The sequence below is a fragment of the Agrobacterium sp. ST15.13.015 genome, from assembly GCF_027871645.1.
In the GTDB taxonomy this organism is placed as follows: Bacteria; Pseudomonadota; Alphaproteobacteria; order Rhizobiales; family Rhizobiaceae; genus Agrobacterium; species Agrobacterium leguminum.
In genome coordinates this window covers 38159-53748 of record NZ_JAQAHF010000001.1, presented here as the reverse complement: position 1 = coordinate 53748, position 15590 = coordinate 38159, and the positions used below count along the sequence as shown (strand labels likewise).

Genomic DNA, 15590 nt, shown 5'->3' with positions numbered 1-15590 from the left:
CTGCTCTCCCTGAAAGAGTGTAGGAGGAGTGGCCGAATTTTCCAAGTGAGCGGAAAAGGCAGGTGGACGGTCCTGAAAACAAAAAACCGGCCACGAGGACCGGTTTTTTGCAAAGATGATTTCAGAAAAGCTTATGCGCTTTCCTTCGGCGTCAGAACCTGACGGCCGCGATACATACCGGTCTTCAGATCGATATGGTGCGGACGGCGCAGTTCGCCGGAGTTCTTGTCTTCAACGTAGGTCGCAGACTTGAGACCGTCAGCCGAGCGGCGCATACCGCGCTTGGACGGGCTTGTTTTTCTTTTTGGTACAGCCATTTTTGTTACTCCACTTAAGCGGCGAAACAACGGAACCGGCCAGAACCAAAGGCCGAATGTCGGATGTCTCGATATCGGAAATTTGGCGCGCTTATACATGCCCAAACGGGCTTTGACCAGCCCTGACGCGCATTTTTTCCGATTCAACGGAATCAGCGCGGCGAGCTGCCCTCAGGCATCGCATATCACGGCTCACAGCTTATCGAAAACGATAAGCTCCCTGAAGTGGTTCATGTCCTTAAATTCACAGAAAGCTGGCGGCCGCATCTCTATGACCGGCGCTGCGGCGCGCAGCTTTTCCAGTTCCGCGTCGAGCATCGCCTGCCAGCGCGGCAGGCACTCCGGCTCGAACCAGCGGATGATGTAGGACAGGGTGATGTGAAATTCGTAAGTGTCATGATCAGGATGTCGGTAGCCGAAGAAATCGGCGAATGTATCCCGCCAGAGAGCCACGATCCGATCGTCCTCGGCGGTTGCGCCCTTCATCACCAGTCCCACCGGGCGCAGGCCCGTAATCTGCATGTTGAAGGCCGGCAAAGCTGGAAAGGCGGAAAGACGGTCGTGATAGTAGTCCGTCATCGCATCGACCGACGCATCGAGCGGCATGTCGCTTGGCCAATAGGGAAACATGCGCCGCAAATCGTTGACACCCTGGAATACCGTCATGTGCAGGCTGGAAATAGGGGTGAAGGCGAGCTGTGGCGCCTCGGCCATATCCAGAAAACGCTGGCGGGTCGCAATGATCGCCTTTTCAGTCTGCGATCCCTCGACAAGATGGCAGACGACCGTGTTGCCCGAGTCGGGCAGAAACTCGCCATCCGCGTTGAAGCGGCTGCCGAGATGGCGCGGCGGCTGATCGTGGTTGGCGGCGGAAATATAGCCGAGATCTTTGGAGACGAGCGGGGCGTGCATGGGAAACTCCTTTTTAGACGTTTCCCCTAGTCCCCGCACGCGACAAAGCAATGACATCCGCCGGTCAGTGACCGATCAATGCGCCTCATCCCAATTGTCAGCGGCACGGGCATCCACCTTGAGCGGCACCCTCATGGAAATTGCGGGCATGGCCGCGTTTTCCATAACGGAGACGACGACCGGCAAGGTCTTTTCGATTTCCGCTTCCTCGACTTCGAAGATGAGTTCGTCGTGCACCTGCAAAAGCATGCGGGCGGAAAGCTTTTCGGCCTCCAGCGCAGGCTCGATGCGGACCATTGCCCGGCGGATGATATCGGCGGCCGAGCCCTGAATCGGCGCGTTGATGGCCGCGCGTTCGTTGAAGGCTTTTACCGAAGGATTGGAAGAGCGAATTTCCGGATAATGCGCGCGGCGGCCGAAAATCGTTTCGACATAGCCGTTTTCGCGGGCGAAGGCTTTGGTCGCCTCCATGTAATCGCGAATTCCGGGAAAACGCTCGAAATATTTCTTGATATAGTCGCCGGCTTCAGAGCGGGCGATGCTGAGCTGGTTGGCGAGGCCAAAGGCGGAAATGCCGTAGATGATGCCGAAGTTGATGGCCTTGGCGCGGCGGCGCACTTCCGACGGCATGCCTTCGACAGGCACACCGAACATTTCCGAAGCGGTCATGGCATGAATGTCGATGCCGTTTTCGAAGGCGTTTCTAAGCTGCGGGATATCGGCGACATGGGCAAGCACGCGCAACTCGATCTGGCTGTAATCAGCCGACAGAAGCTTGTGTCCTGGCGTGGTGATGAAGGCCGTGCGGATCTTGCGGCCTTCGGCGGTGCGAACCGGGATGTTCTGAAGGTTCGGCTCCGAGGAGGACAGACGCCCCGTGGTGGTGGAGGCGAGCGCATAGGACGTATGCACCCGTTTCGTCTCGGGATGGATATATCCGGGCAGTGCATCCGTATAGGTCGATTTCAGTTTCGTCAGCTGCCGCCAGTCGACGATCTTGCGCGGCAGTTCGACGCCTTCCGCCGCGAGATCTTCGAGAACCTGCGCTGATGTCGACCATTGCCCGGTCTTGGTTTTGGAACCGCCCGGCAGGCCCATCTTGCCAAACAGGATATCGCCGAGCTGCTTTGGCGATCCGATGTTGAAGCGCTCGCCCGCCAGCTCGTAAATTTCCTCTTCGAAGGACGCGGCCTTCTGGGCGAGTTCACCGGAAAGACGCGAGAGAATCTGCCGGTCGACGGCGATGCCGCGCTCTTCCATATGTGCCAGAACCGGCACGAGGGGGCGCTCCAGCCGCTCGTAAACCTTGGTCAGCCGTTCCGAGACAAGCCTCGGCTTCAGCGCCATCCAGAGCCGCAGGGTGACATCTGCATCTTCCGCAGCATAAGCGGTCGCCTTGTCGATATCGACAAAATCGAAGGTGACGCTCGACTTGCCCGATCCCGCCACGTCCTTATAGGCGATCGGCGTGTGGCCGAGCCAGCGTTCGGACAGCGAATCCATGCCATGCGTGGCCTTGCCGGCCTCGAGGACATAAGAAATCAGCATCGTGTCGTCGAAGCTCTGCATGACGACGCCGTGGCGTTTCATCAGCAGATAATCATATTTCAGGTTTTGCGCGACCTTCAGAACGGCTTCGTCCTCAAGGAGGTCCTTCAGACGCTCCAGCGCCTCGGCAAATGGCACCTGCCCTTCGGCCAGTTTGATGCCATCGCTGAAGAGATCGCCGCCGGAACCGGTCTTGTGCGTCAATGGAACATAAGCGGCCCGGATATCGGTGCCCGTGGCATCCTTGCCGTTATCGGCAATGGCCAGAGAAAAACCGACAAGTTCCGCCTGCATCGGGTCGAGCGAGGTCGTTTCCGTATCGAAGGCGACGATGCCTGTCTCCCGGGCCGCCGCGATCCAGCGGTCGAGCGTCGCAAGGTCCCTGATCGTCAGATAGGCGGTCGTATCGATCTTGGCGGCGGAAAAAAGCGCCTGTCGCGCTGTGGCGAGATCAGCGGGCGCGCTGCCCTCCCCCGTTACTTTCCTTGCCGGCGCGGCAGGCGAAGCCGCAGCGCCCGTCGCATCAGCGGCCACTTCGCCAGCCTTCACGGCAGCGGCCGGCGCATCGAGATCGGGACCATGGGCATCGGCACCCCATTGCACCGGCACATTGGCAGGGTCGATGGCGGAAGCGTCGGTTTCGGTTGCCTCGGCAACCCGGCGTGTCAGCGTCGTGAACTCCATCGCCTTCAGGAAGGCGATCAGTTTCGGGCCGTTCTGCGGTTCGAGCACCAGCGCTTCGAGAGACTGATCCAGCGGCACATCGGTTCTGAGCGCCACGAGCTGCCTGGAAAGGCGGGCAAGCTCCGCATTGGCGATGATATTTTCCCGGCGCTTCTGCTGCTTGATTTCGCCCGCCCGCGCCAGCAGCGTATCGAGATCGCCGTATTCCTCCAGCAATTGCGCCGCCGTCTTCGGGCCGATACCGGGAATGCCGGGCACATTATCGGTCGAGTCGCCGGTCATCGCCTGCAGGTCGATCATCTTTTCAGGGCCTACGCCCCACTTTTCGACAACATCCGGAATGCCGATCTGCTTGTCCTTCATGGCGTCGTACATGTGTACATTGGCCGTAACGAGCTGCATCAGATCCTTATCGGAAGAGATGATGGTGACATCGGCGCCGATCGCCTCGGCCTGCCGGGCATAGGTGGCGATGATATCGTCCGCCTCGAAGCCTTCCGTCTCGATGCAGGGAAGGTTGAAGGCGCGCGTCGCTTCACGGATCAGGCCGAATTGCGGCACCAGATCTTCTGGCGGCGCGGTGCGGTTGGCCTTGTAGAGATCATAAAGCTCGTTGCGGAAGGTCTTCGACGAATAGTCGAAAATCACCGCAAAATGGGTCGGCGTCACGCCGACATCGGTATTGCGCGCATCCTTCAGCAGCTTCCACAACATGTTGCAGAAACCGGAGACGGCGTTGACCGGCAGCCCGTCCGACTTGCGGTTCAGCGGCGGGATTGCATGGAAGGCCCGGAAAATGAAACCGGAACCGTCAACGAGGAAGAGATGATCGCCTTTTTTCATGGGTAGCATGGATAGCGCGGGGCCGTTTTGACGTCTACCGAAACTTCGCACAACGCACCGTAAAGAGCGGGGAATGAGGCGGTACCACAGGCCTGCAAAATTCACCTGAACGTTACCGATTTGTAATCCGCCCTTCCCTTGAAAAGCCGCATTTGCAGACACATTTCATAAGGGACGGCGCCTGATCACGCCGTAGTCTGATAGCTGGCTCGTCCCCCGCCGCGTCAGACCGGACAAAGGCCTTTCCCCCTCTCCGGGCCTTTGTCCTCCAATATGACCGCCATGGCCGACCCCTCCCGGCCGTGGCGGTTTTATTTTGCGCCCTGTTTAGGCTGGCCTAAACATATCATGCGATATATATCGCGCTATCGACTTGCCGGGCTGAGCCGGCCGTGGTGCTTTATGGGCGGAAAAATGGGTTTTTCCCGGGACGAATCGGCAATCTATCTCGCTTCGAAAATGGCGCGGGAATTCACCATGGCGCTGCAGAAAAGAGCCGCCGCCCTGGGTTTCTCGCCCGGACAATTCCCCATCCTCATCGAACTCTGGCATGAGGACGGCCTGACCCAGCGGCAATTGCTGGATAGAATCGATGTCGAACAGGCGACACTCGCCAATACGCTCTCACGCATGGAGCGCGACGGGCTGATCGTCCGCAAATCCCATCCCAGCGACCGCCGTGCCCAGATCATCGAACTGACCCAGCGCGGCAGGGATCTGGAAGCCAACGCCATTGCCGCCTCCGAAGCCACCGAAGACGCGCTGCTCCAGGATTTCCGGCGTTTCGAGAGGCAGCTTCTGCTGGAATATATGCGCCGGGCGATCGAAAGCGCCAAAAAAGCGAAATAGCATTTACATCCCGAAACCGCTTCGCACTTTCCCTGAACTGCTCTATCGTTCCGCCGGCCGCACGTTTGCCGATTCACGACGCGCCGGCCCCCTTGTTTCCCGCGATGCGCGATGCCCGGATGTTTCGTCTTATCGCCGGGTCACGACAGACATGACAGGATCAGCGATGACAGACGTTTCCCCCATTCTTTCCACCGCCGACAACAATCTCACCTCCAGCCTTGAGCGACTGTTCGAGCTCGTACGCATTCCGTCGATTTCGACGGACCCCGCTTACAAGGCGGAATGCCGCAAGGCGGCGGAGTGGCTGGTCAGAACGCTTTCGGCGCTCGGCTTTACGGCCTCCGTGCGCGATACCGCCGGCCACCCCATGGTCGTGGCGCATCACGATGCGGCCACCAAGGACGCGCCGCATGTGCTTTTCTACGGCCATTATGACGTCCAGCCAGTCGATCCGCTCGAGCTTTGGGAAAACGATCCGTTCGAACCCGCGGTCAAGGATATCGGCGCCGGCCGGCAGGTGATTACCGGACGCGGAACGGCGGACGACAAGGGCCAGCTGATGACCTTCGTGGAGGCATGCCGGGCGTACAAGGCTGTCAATGGCGGCCTGCCGGTGCGCGTCACCATTCTCTTTGAAGGCGAAGAAGAATCCGGCTCGCCGTCGCTGAAGCCTTTCCTCGAAGCCAATGCGGAAGAACTGAAGGCCGATTATGCGCTGGTCTGCGATACCGGCATGTGGGACCGGGATACACCCGCCATTGCCGCAGCCCTTCGCGGCCTGGTCGGCGAAGAAGTCGTCATCACCGCAGCCGACCGCGATCTGCATTCCGGTCTGTTCGGTGGGGCGGCGGCAAACCCCATTCACATCCTCACCGACATTCTCGCCGGCCTGCATGACGAGACCGGCCGGGTGACGCTTTCCGGCTTTTATGACGGCGTGGAAGAAACCCCCGCCAACATAAAGGCCTCTTGGGAAACGCTGGGCCGCACGGCCGAAGCCTTCCTTGGCGAAGTCGGCCTTTCGGTTCCCTCGGGTGAAAAGGGCCGCTCCGTGCTGGAGCAGACCTGGGCGCGGCCGACGGCGGAAGTCAACGGCATTATCGGCGGCTATACCGGCGATGGTTTCAAGACCGTGATCGCCGCCAAGGCCTCCGCCAAGGTGTCTTTCCGCCTCGTCGGCGAGCAGGACCCTGCGGCCATTCGTGAAAGCTTCCGGGCCTATGTGCGCTCGAAGATTCCCGCCGATTGCTCCGTGGAGTTCCACGAACATGGCGGCTCACCCGCCATCCAGCTGTCCTACGATTCGCCCGTGCTGACCAAAGCCAAAAACGCGCTTTCGGAAGAGTGGCCGAAACCTGCCGTCGTCATCGGCATGGGAGGCTCGATCCCGATCGTCGGCGATTTCCAGAAGATGCTGGGAATGGATTCGCTGCTTGTCGGCTTCGGACTTACCGATGACCGTATTCATTCGCCGAATGAAAAATACGACCTGCAGTCCTTCCACAAGGGCATTCGCTCCTGGGTCCGTATTCTCGACGCGCTCGCGGCGAAATAATCCTGAAAATAAGGAGGAGGTGCCGAATATTCGGCACCTCCTCGTCACATAAACAAAAAGGCCGGGCAAGCCCGACCTTTCCATCCGTTTTCCGTCAATGCCAGTACATCCGTGGTCAAAGCGTTCAAACGGCCTGATGCTCCAGAGCGCGTCAAAGATATCGACGCTGCTTCCGGCTCAGGATCGGCTGCTTTGGTTAATCTTTGGTTAACACAACAGCAGCGGCACTTTTAAAAGCGCCATTCCCGGCAGTTCCGGTCCGAAGCACTGTTGAACCCTATATTGGTATGTGACCCGGCTTTTTCAAGGGCAACCGGTTCAGCCCCTTCCTGCAAAAGAAAAAGGCCGGAAAAATCCGGCCTTTCCATTCATACGAATGACCCTTTCGGGCCAAAGCGCTTATCAGGCAGCAACGAGGTTGCCTGCGGACATCTTGCCCGAGCGGCGATCCTGCATCAGCTCGTAGGAGAGCTTCTGGCCGTCGTTGAGGGCGGTCAGACCAGCGCGCTCAACAGCGGAGATGTGAACGAATACGTCCTGCGAACCGTCGTCAGGCTGAATGAAGCCGTAGCCCTTGGTTGCGTTGAACCACTTTACTGTACCAGTCGCCATAACGATTTCCTTCCGTTGGCAATTGTATTTGCACTGCGAGCAGTGCGGACTTGGGTCGAATTTGAAGGAAAAGATCGTCGTGAGCGTCTAAAAAGACGCCGAAGCTCTGGTCGTCAAACAAATATCGATGGCGAAGTACCTAGGTTGGAAGGGGCTGAAAGTCAAGTTTCTTTGAACACGACCATCTTGTCAGGGTTCAGCAGCGAGACAGACAACAGGAACGCCAAAAAGCAAAAACCCGGCGCGGGAGGAGGTGCGCCGGGTTCTTGAAACTGACTGACAATTGGGAGGAGGAGTATTGTCAGTCCAATCGGGCGACGCTGGGAGGAGGAGTGCGTCGCTTCGATGATTTGAAGATACAGGATCGCCGCTTAAAAAACAGACGTTTCATCGCAGCGCAGCATTGCGCTAAATGCATAGCTGTTTCGGGGTGACTTGAAGCTTCTCCGCGTAACGCCTAATAAATACGCATGTCTATCGAATCCGTCAGAGCCTTTTTCACCGAAAAGTCGCCCGAGGTCGCCGTGATCGAAACCGAAACGAGTTCGGCGACGGTTGCGCTGGCCGCTGAAGCGCATGGTGTCGACCCCGACCAGATTGCGAAAACCATTTGCCTGAAAGCGGGTGAAACCATTCTTCTCGTCGTCGCCGCCGGCACGAAGCGGCTCGACAACCGCAAATTCCGCGATCATTTCGGCGCAAAGCCGCGCATGCTCGGACCGGAAGAGGTGGTGGCGGTAACCAGCCATCCCATCGGCGGCGTGTGCCCTTTCGGCCTGCCCTCCCTGCTTCCGGTGTTTTGCGATGTCTCCCTGAAAAACTATCATGAGGTGGTTCCCGCGGCCGGCGCCACCAATGCGGCGGTGAAGATTTCGCCGGAGGTGATGGCCGAATTGACGGGAGCGGAATGGGTCGACGTCTGCCAATGACGCCGATTTGATCCGGACAGGACTTAACCCCGCCTTAAATTGCCGCATTTAAACTCTTCATCCTGGATTAAGGATCGCGCAGGCATAGAAGCCTGAAAACCTGAACGGGATGCGCGCGGTTTCGCGAATAGGAGCGACTTCGGCTGGATGGCAGGCAAGGGTAAATCACGCGAACGGGTAGAACCCTCCTTCGGGGATTTCCACGAGTCCGGTGATGACCTGCGCCTCGACGCCAGTGAGCGCATCAGCGGAACCACAAAGCAGCAAGCCGGAAAACCGAAGCGAACATCCGGCCGCACCAAATCCAGGAAAAAAGAAAAGCGCACCCGCAGCTCCGGCCGCGGCGCGACGGGCTTCATTCGCTCCCTCGTCTATTGGTGCATCGTACTCGGCATCTGGGGCGGCATCGGTGTTGCAGGTCTCGTTCTCTATTACGGCGCGCGCATGCCGAGCGCCAGCAGCTGGTCCATTCCCGAACGCCCGCCGAATGTGAAGATCGTTTCGGTGAATGGCAGCGTGCTGGCCAATCGCGGCACCACCGGCGGCGAGGCGCTCGCGCTGGAAGATATGTCGCCCTATATTCCGCAGGCCGTCATGGCCATTGAGGACCGGCGGTTTTATTCGCATTTCGGGGTCGATCCGCTCGGTCTGGGACGCGCCATCGTCACGAATGTGCTGACGGGACGAACCGTGCAGGGCGGCTCGACGCTGACGCAGCAGCTCGCGAAAAACCTGTTCCTCTCGCCGGATCGCACGCTGGAACGCAAAGTTCAGGAAGTGCTGCTGTCCTTCTGGCTGGAGCATAAATTCACCAAGGACCAGATTCTCGCGATGTATCTCAATCGCGTCTATTTCGGCTCCAACGCCTATGGCGTCGAGGCGGCCTCGCGGCGCTACTTCAACAAATCCGCGCGCGACGTCAATCTGGGCGAGGCGGCCATGCTCGCCGGGCTTCTTAAAGCGCCCTCGCGCCTTTCGCCGGCACGCGATCCGCAGGCGGCGGAAGAGCGGGCGCAGGTCGTGCTGCAATCCATGCGCGATGTCGGCTTCATCACCGACGATGAAATCAAGACCGCCATGTCGCAGCCGCCGACCAAGGCGAAACGGTTCTGGTCTGGCGCCGAACATTACGCCGCCGATATGGTGCTGGAGGAAGTGCGCAACCTCGTTGGCGAGGTCAAGCAGGACATCGTGGTCGACACGACCATCGATCCCAATCTCGAGCGCGACGCCGAAAAGGCGCTAACCCACGTGCTGCAGGGCGATGGCAAGAAGCAGGGCGCTTCGCAGGCGGCGCTGGTTTCCATCGATGGCACGGGCGCGATCCGGGCCGTGGTGGGCGGGGCGGATTATGCCGAAAGCCAGTTCAACCGCGCCGCCAAGGCAAAACGGCAACCCGGCTCCGCATTCAAGCCCTTCGTTTACGTCGCCGCGCTCGAATCCGGGCTCACGCCCTATACCGTTCGTAACGACGCGCCTGTTCGTATCGGCAACTGGACCCCGGAAAATTACGAGAAGAAATATCGAGGCGAAGTGACGCTCGCCACCGCGCTTGCCAATTCGCTGAACACCATTGCCGCGCAGCTGGTGATGGAAGTGGGTCCGGATCGTGTGACCCAGGTGGCGCATCGCATGGGCATCGAATCCGAGCTGCAGAACAATGCCTCCATCGCGCTCGGCACCTCGGAAGTGTCGCTGATGGAGCTGACCGCCTCCTACGCCCCCTTCATGAATGGCGGCTACAAGGCGACGCCGCATATCGTCAAACGCATCACCGATGCGGATGGCAAGGTGCTTTACGAAAACAAATACGACAACCCGCCGCGCGTTCTAAGCGAAGAGATCGCCGCGACCATGAACAGCATGCTGTCGCGCGTCATCACCGAAGGCACCGGCAAGGCGGCTCGGCTGCAGGGCTGGCAGGCGGCAGGAAAATCCGGCACGACGCAATCCTTCCGCGACGCCCTTTTTGTCGGCTATACAAGCAACCTGACCACCGGCGTCTGGTTCGGCAATGACGACGGCACGTCGATGAAAAAGGTCACCGGCGGCGGGCTTCCCGCAAAGGCCTGGAAAGATTTCATGACCGCCGCCCATTCGGGGCTCTCGCCCTCGCCGCTCTTCGGGCTTGGCGCAGGCGGCGTACCGCCGCTTGGAGAAATGCAGCAGCCGGCGCCGGAAAGCGCGCCCTCCTCCATCGGCGATATCATTTCCAATGCGCTCGGTGGCGGAGCGGTGGATACGCGCGCCTATCCCGAAGCCCCGGTTGCGCCGAATCCGAATCAGCCCGGTGCACCGATGCCGCCGGCAAATATCCCTTCCCGCGATATCGAACCCGGCTATTCAGCCGGCAACGGGCCTGTACCACCCGCCGATATCGGCGGTCAGGCGCCATCCGGACCGAAGCAGACGACCCTGCTCGATATTCTGATGGGAAACTGACGGCTTAGAGTGGTCGAAAGGCGCTTGGCTCAGGGCCGCTGGCGTTTCGCCAGCGCGGCACGAAAATTCCCGATTTTGCAGGTTTTGGTTCCATGGGACAGGCCGTCTCCGCAGCCACGGGCGGAGAGGATGTCGGCCCTGCAACATCTGCGTGCAGTTGCATTAACCGTAGATTGCCATTTGCACCGGGGCGGTTACATTTCGGATGACTTTTTACGGTAAATGAATTATTAATCGTTCATATAAATTAATTTTCTTCTATCAAAATAACTTTTCAGGGCTTTATATTATGCTGGGTACTAAAGGCTCATCGCATGCCGTTTTTTACGGTGCCTCCTATTCCGCAGCCACAACTTTCGAATCGCCGGAAACGCAACCTTCCTCTTCGGAAAAAACCGTCTCCGCATTCCTGCGCGGCCAGTTCGCGCTCAAAAGAACGATGGACATTGCAGGGGCGTCCATCGCCCTTGTCGCACTCGCACCGGTGCTGCTCACCGTGGCAGTGATGGTCAAACTCGACAGCAAGGGACCGGTCCTGTTTTCGCAGGTCCGCTGGGGCATGAACGGGCGGAAAATCCGTGTCTATAAATTCCGCTCCATGAGGACCGATCTTTGCGACGCTACCGGCGTGGCGCAGACGGTGAAGAACGACCCCAGAATAACCAGGATCGGCGCGGTTCTTCGCCGCACGAATATCGACGAACTACCGCAGCTTCTGAATGTACTGAAAGGCGATATGTCGCTGGTCGGGCCCCGCTGCCATGCCATCGGCATGCTGGCGGCCGGCCGTCTTTATGAGGAGCTGGTGCCGCACTACCACATGCGGCACCGGGTGCGGCCGGGCATTACCGGCCTTGCCCAGATGCGGGGATTGCGTGGCCCGACGGATCGCAGCGACAAGGCGCGGGCCCGAATCGTCTCCGATCTTTATTACGTCGACAATTTTTCGCTCTGGCTGGATATCAAGATCATGGTCGGAACGGTGATTTCCGAGTTGCGCGGCGGCAAGGGGTTCTGATTTTTCAGGCGCCATTGCCGCAGCCGCAATCGGCTGCTGCAAAAATAAAAAGCCCGGCAGCGATGCCGGGCTTTTTTCATGAAACCATCGTAACGATCAGTTTGTCGGCGCGGGAGCCGCAGCGGGGTCCGGAAGCGGTGCCGGGTTTGCCGACAGCGTCCGCAGATAAGCGATGAGATCGGCGCGTTCCGTCTCCTTCTTCACGCCCGCAAAGCCCATGGCCGTGCCGGGAACGTGTTTCTTGGGAGCTTCGAGGAAGAAGCTGAGATGATCGTAATCCCAATGCACGGAACCGCCCTTGGAGAAATCCTTCATCCCTGCGGAGTAGCTGAAACCTTCATGGCTGGCGATCGGCCGGTTGACGATATCGAAGAGATTGGGGCCGACCTTGTTTGCACCACCACTCTCTCCGGTATGACAGCTCGTACACTTCTTGAAGACCGTCTCGCCCTTGGCGGCATCGGCGCTCGCAAGCAATTGCGCAATCGGCGTCGCCGCGGCAGCGGTTTCTCCGCCGGCTGCTTCGCCGCCACCCTCTGCCGCAGCAATGGCGTAACCTTCCTTTTCGGGCGCAGGCGCATGGAAAATGCCCTCAGACGCAATCGACACCGACATCAGGACGAAAACCGTGCCAAGCAACGCCCCAACGCCCATATTTACATAAGAATTCATCTATATGCGCTCCCTCGCATCCGCTTGATATAACGGGCATCTTGAAATTGCTCGAAAGCTATGGCTTTTGCACAGCCTGCGCAACTTGAATAATGCTCCCCACACCGTGACGTTTTGACACTTTTCGGGCGGGATTTGAAGGGTGTCGGATGAAGAATCGGGATTTCGAGAAAGCTGTCGTCCTCATACCGGCGCGGATGGCATCCACGCGCCTGCCGGGCAAGCCGCTCGCCGACATCGGCGGCAAGCCGATGATCGTGCAGGTGGCGCTGCGCGCACGCGAGGCCGGCGCGGAGCGAATCGTTGTCGCCGTCGATGACGAACAGGTGTTTTCGGCCGTCAAAGATGCCGGTTTCGACGTGATGATGACCCGCGATGACCACCAGTCCGGCTCGGACCGCATTTTCGAAGCGCTGCAAAAGGCCGATCCCTATGGCAAGGCGGAATATGTCATCAATGTCCAGGGCGATCTTCCGACCATCGAAGCGGAGACGATCCGCGCTTCGCTGCGTCCGCTGGAAAATGCCGCCGTCGATATTGCGACACTGACGGTCGAAATCACCGACGAGGAAGAAAAAACCAATCCGAACGTGGTAAAAGTGGTGGGCAGCCCGCTTTCCGAATCGCGATTGCGCGCGCTTTATTTTACCCGCACCACCGCCCCTTATGGCGATGGCCCGCTTTATCATCACATCGGACTTTATACTTATCGCCGCGCCGCGCTGGAGACATTCGTGAGCCTGCCGCCCTCGCCGCTGGAAAAACGCGAGCGGCTGGAACAGCTGCGCGCGCTGGAAGCGGGGATGCGCATCGACGTCGAAATCGTCAGTTCCGTACCGCTCGGCGTGGACACGCCGCACGATCTGGAAAAAGCCCGCAAAATTCTCGCAAGCAGAACCCTCTAACGGACAGTCCCATGACCTTGAGCACAAATCGCATTGCCTTCCAGGGCGAATTCGGCGCGAATTCCGATATGGCCTGCCGCGACATGTTCCCGGATATGGAGCCTTTGCCGTGCCCGACATTCGAGGATGCCTTCAACGCCATTGAAAATGGCGAAGCCGATCTCGGCATGATCCCGATAGAGAACACGCTGGCCGGCCGCGTTGCGGATATTCATCACCTGCTACCTGAATCGCGCCTGCACATCATCGGCGAATATTTCATGCCGATCCGCTTCCAGTTGATGGTGATGCCGGGCGTGAAGAAGGACGAGATCCGCACCGTCCACAGCCACATTCACGCGCTTGGTCAGTGCCGGAAAATCATCCGTTCGAACGGCTGGAAGCCCGTCATCGCCGGCGATACGGCGGGTTCCGCGAGACTGGTGTCCGAAAAGGGCGACCGCAGCATGGCGGCACTTGCGCCGCGCCTTGCCGCCAATCTCTACGGCCTCGATATTCTCGCTGAAAACGTCGAGGATTCGGAAAACAACGTCACGCGTTTCGTGGTGCTTTCCCGCGATGAAAACTGGGCCAAGCGTCAGTCGAGCGACGAAATCGTCGTCACCACCTTTGTCTTCAACGTCCGTAACATTCCGGCCGCGCTCTACAAGGCCATGGGCGGCTTTGCGACGAACGGCATCAACATGACGAAGCTCGAAAGCTACCAGCTCGGCGGCAAATTCGTGGCGACGCAGTTTTATGCCGATATTGAAGGCCATCCCGATGACGAGCCGGTGCGGCATGCGCTGGACGAGTTGCGCTTTTTCTCCGAAAAAGTTCGCATTCTCGGCGTCTACAAGGGCCATGCGATGCGCGGCAAGCTCAACCAGGGTTGAGCCTGCCGAACGCGATTATTTCGTCCATTCCACCCAGTCGCGCATCAAACGGTGCGCTATTGCGCCGCCGGGAGGCGCGGAAAAGCCCTCGCCCGTTGCCGTCTCCAGCATCTTGGCGACTTCCGCCCGTGTGAACCAGCGGCAATCCTCCAGTTCGATCTCATCGCGGGCAATATCGAAAGACAGTGCCTCGGCATAACAGCCGATCATCAGCGTATGCGGCATCGGCCAGGGCTGGGAGGCGTGATACCGTACGCGGCCGATTTCGACGCCGGATTCCTCATGCGTTTCGCGGCGGACGGCCTGCTCGATGGTTTCCCCCGGCTCCACAAAACCGGCAAGGCACGAATACATGCCCGGTGCAAAATGCGCACCACGGCCAAGCAGGCAAAGATCGCGCTCGATATCGATCGTCATCATGATGACGACGGGATCGGTGCGGGGAAAAATGGTGTGATTGCAGGCGGCGCAGATACGCTTGTAGCCGCCGATACGCGGCTCCATGGTGCCGCCGCACTTTCCACAAAACCGATTGTCGGCGTTCCAGTGGGTAAGGCTGACGGCCTGGGCAACCTCGCTCAGCAATTCCTCATCGAGAAGATGGTCGCGATAAAGCGTGCGGGCGTCGGCAAGCTTGTAGTGGCTCGCCAGTTGGTCTTCGGCAACAGCAACCGGCACCGCAATTCTCGGCTCGCCGGTTTCGCGATATCCGAGAAGCACGGCATTGTCGAAATCCGGCTGCAATTCGGCCAGCTCATAGGCGGAAAACAGGGGGTCGATGACCTGTTCGTCATGCTTCAGGACAAGTCGGTTGCCCGAAAAGGCAAAAATATGGGTGCCGTCTACTTTCAGCGCATCGGCAACGCACTCTTCCGTCCGCTTTTCAGCAAAACGGTCTAGGGCGTTCTTGGAAAAGGCTGTCAGCAGGCTTGCTTCGGGATGGGGGGCAGTGGTTTCAAAAATTTTCATGGAAATCATCAGAGCGCGCCGGAGATTTTTTTCATCAAACTTTCCTTTTCGCCCGCGGCATAGGGCACAGGCGTTCCGTGACCCCAGATAGGACCCGGCCAGCAGGTGTCGCCTTCATTGCGGGCGATAATGTGGACATGAAGCTGCCGGACGATATTGCCCAAAGCACCGACATTGATCTTGGTGGCTCCGGTGATTTCTTTCAAGGCAGACGCGACGAGATTGGTCTCGAATGTCAGCACGGCCTGATCAAGCGGGGTGAGATCGAACAATTCACTGACGCCGTCTCGCTGCGGCACCAGCACCAGCCAGGGCCAGCGGTTGTCGTTTTGCAAGCGCAGCTCACAAAGACCCAAACGTGTTACAAGCACGCTGTCGCGCGCCAGTCTGTCGTCCAGCCGGAATGTCTCCAAGGTGTCCTCCATGTTTGTTTTCATTGTGATAGCAGTTTTTTGAA

14 protein-coding genes are annotated in these 15590 nt (G+C 58.9%); 7 read left to right on the top strand and 7 right to left on the bottom strand.

Features of this window, described 5'->3' with window-relative positions; translation table 11 throughout:
* Window positions 1-131: 131 nt before the first annotated feature.
* The 3 genes from rpmF to polA form a co-directional block, all read right to left on the bottom strand.
* The gene (gene rpmF / locus PIB16_RS00245; protein WP_003507205.1) at window positions 132-317 is read right to left on the bottom strand and encodes a 50S ribosomal protein L32; all 186 of its coding nucleotides are present in this window, start codon (window positions 315-317) and stop codon (window positions 132-134) included.
* A 192-nt stretch (window positions 318-509) separates the two neighbouring features.
* Window positions 510-1229, bottom strand: a complete 720-nt coding sequence (locus PIB16_RS00240) for a DUF1868 domain-containing protein (RefSeq protein ID WP_174043763.1) — start codon at window positions 1227-1229, stop codon at window positions 510-512.
* Window positions 1230-1304: 75 nt separating this feature from the next.
* On the bottom strand, window positions 1305-4304 hold the full coding sequence (gene polA / locus PIB16_RS00235; protein WP_271044963.1) for a DNA polymerase I: 3000 nt from the start codon (window positions 4302-4304) through the stop codon (window positions 1305-1307).
* A 414-nt stretch (window positions 4305-4718) separates the two neighbouring features.
* Between polA and PIB16_RS00230 the strand changes: the two genes are divergently transcribed.
* Complete coding sequence (locus PIB16_RS00230; protein WP_065654780.1) at window positions 4719-5153, top strand: MarR family winged helix-turn-helix transcriptional regulator; 435 nt, start codon at window positions 4719-4721, stop codon at window positions 5151-5153.
* Window positions 5154-5319: 166 nt separating this feature from the next.
* Window positions 5320-6711 carry a dipeptidase gene (locus PIB16_RS00225; protein WP_078051457.1) on the top strand — a complete coding sequence of 464 codons (1392 nt, stop codon included), beginning with the start codon at window positions 5320-5322 and terminating at the stop codon, window positions 6709-6711.
* A gap of 402 nt (window positions 6712-7113) precedes the next feature.
* Here the strand turns inward: PIB16_RS00225 and PIB16_RS00220 are convergent, their stop codons facing one another.
* Window positions 7114-7323, bottom strand: coding sequence for a cold-shock protein (locus PIB16_RS00220; RefSeq protein WP_003492998.1), 210 nt, complete (start codon window positions 7321-7323; stop codon window positions 7114-7116).
* Window positions 7324-7793: 470 nt separating this feature from the next.
* Between PIB16_RS00220 and PIB16_RS00215 the strand changes: the two genes are divergently transcribed.
* From PIB16_RS00215 to PIB16_RS00205, 3 genes are all read left to right on the top strand, one after another.
* The gene (locus PIB16_RS00215; protein ID WP_125145093.1) at window positions 7794-8252 is read left to right on the top strand and encodes a YbaK/EbsC family protein; all 459 of its coding nucleotides are present in this window, start codon (window positions 7794-7796) and stop codon (window positions 8250-8252) included.
* 147 nt (window positions 8253-8399) lie between these two features.
* Window positions 8400-10694: a transglycosylase domain-containing protein gene (locus PIB16_RS00210; protein WP_271044769.1), complete on the top strand. Its 2295-nt coding sequence runs from the start codon at window positions 8400-8402 to the stop codon at window positions 10692-10694.
* Between the two features lie 289 nt (window positions 10695-10983).
* Window positions 10984-11712: a sugar transferase gene (locus tag PIB16_RS00205; protein ID WP_149742730.1), complete on the top strand. Its 729-nt coding sequence runs from the start codon at window positions 10984-10986 to the stop codon at window positions 11710-11712.
* 96 nt (window positions 11713-11808) lie between these two features.
* Here PIB16_RS00205 and PIB16_RS00200 read toward each other — a convergent pair whose 3' ends face one another.
* Window positions 11809-12384, bottom strand: coding sequence for a c-type cytochrome (locus tag PIB16_RS00200; protein ID WP_065654785.1), 576 nt, complete (start codon window positions 12382-12384; stop codon window positions 11809-11811).
* A 149-nt stretch (window positions 12385-12533) separates the two neighbouring features.
* Between PIB16_RS00200 and PIB16_RS00195 the strand changes: the two genes are divergently transcribed.
* Complete coding sequence (locus PIB16_RS00195) at window positions 12534-13289, top strand: 3-deoxy-manno-octulosonate cytidylyltransferase (RefSeq protein WP_271044768.1); 756 nt, start codon at window positions 12534-12536, stop codon at window positions 13287-13289.
* Window positions 13290-13300: 11 nt separating this feature from the next.
* Window positions 13301-14164, top strand: a complete 864-nt coding sequence (locus PIB16_RS00190; RefSeq protein ID WP_003524315.1) for a prephenate dehydratase — start codon at window positions 13301-13303, stop codon at window positions 14162-14164.
* Between the two features lie 15 nt (window positions 14165-14179).
* On the opposite strand, the gene nudC is transcribed toward PIB16_RS00190, so the two are convergent.
* Both nudC and PIB16_RS00180 read right to left on the bottom strand, forming a co-directional pair.
* Complete coding sequence (gene nudC / locus PIB16_RS00185) at window positions 14180-15142, bottom strand: NAD(+) diphosphatase (protein WP_149742729.1); 963 nt, start codon at window positions 15140-15142, stop codon at window positions 14180-14182.
* Window positions 15142-15570, bottom strand: coding sequence for an HIT domain-containing protein (locus PIB16_RS00180; protein ID WP_065654787.1), 429 nt, complete (start codon window positions 15568-15570; stop codon window positions 15142-15144). Before PIB16_RS00180 ends, nudC begins: the two co-directional genes overlap by 1 nt.
* Window positions 15571-15590: the final 20 nt, after the last annotated feature.

What these genes read in the sequence shown, in the direction of transcription:
- PIB16_RS00180 (WP_065654787.1), bottom strand. Translation starts at nt 15,570, where the DNA reads ATGAAAACAAACATGGAGGACACCTTGGAGACATTCCGGCTGGACGAC.
- PIB16_RS00210 (WP_271044769.1), top strand. Translation starts at nt 8,400, where the DNA reads ATGGCAGGCAAGGGTAAATCACGCGAACGGGTAGAACCCTCCTTCGGG.
- nudC (WP_149742729.1), bottom strand. Translation starts at nt 15,142, where the DNA reads ATGATTTCCATGAAAATTTTTGAAACCACTGCCCCCCATCCCGAAGCA.
- PIB16_RS00205 (WP_149742730.1), top strand. Translation starts at nt 10,984, where the DNA reads ATGCTGGGTACTAAAGGCTCATCGCATGCCGTTTTTTACGGTGCCTCC.
- PIB16_RS00225 (WP_078051457.1), top strand. Translation starts at nt 5,320, where the DNA reads ATGACAGACGTTTCCCCCATTCTTTCCACCGCCGACAACAATCTCACC.
- PIB16_RS00200 (WP_065654785.1), bottom strand. Translation starts at nt 12,384, where the DNA reads ATGAATTCTTATGTAAATATGGGCGTTGGGGCGTTGCTTGGCACGGTT.
- PIB16_RS00220 (WP_003492998.1), bottom strand. Translation starts at nt 7,323, where the DNA reads ATGGCGACTGGTACAGTAAAGTGGTTCAACGCAACCAAGGGCTACGGC.
- PIB16_RS00230 (WP_065654780.1), top strand. Translation starts at nt 4,719, where the DNA reads ATGGGTTTTTCCCGGGACGAATCGGCAATCTATCTCGCTTCGAAAATG.
- rpmF (WP_003507205.1), bottom strand. Translation starts at nt 317, where the DNA reads ATGGCTGTACCAAAAAGAAAAACAAGCCCGTCCAAGCGCGGTATGCGC.
- PIB16_RS00195 (WP_271044768.1), top strand. Translation starts at nt 12,534, where the DNA reads ATGAAGAATCGGGATTTCGAGAAAGCTGTCGTCCTCATACCGGCGCGG.
- PIB16_RS00215 (WP_125145093.1), top strand. Translation starts at nt 7,794, where the DNA reads ATGTCTATCGAATCCGTCAGAGCCTTTTTCACCGAAAAGTCGCCCGAG.
- PIB16_RS00190 (WP_003524315.1), top strand. Translation starts at nt 13,301, where the DNA reads ATGACCTTGAGCACAAATCGCATTGCCTTCCAGGGCGAATTCGGCGCG.
- PIB16_RS00240 (WP_174043763.1), bottom strand. Translation starts at nt 1,229, where the DNA reads ATGCACGCCCCGCTCGTCTCCAAAGATCTCGGCTATATTTCCGCCGCC.
- polA (WP_271044963.1), bottom strand. Translation starts at nt 4,304, where the DNA reads ATGAAAAAAGGCGATCATCTCTTCCTCGTTGACGGTTCCGGTTTCATT.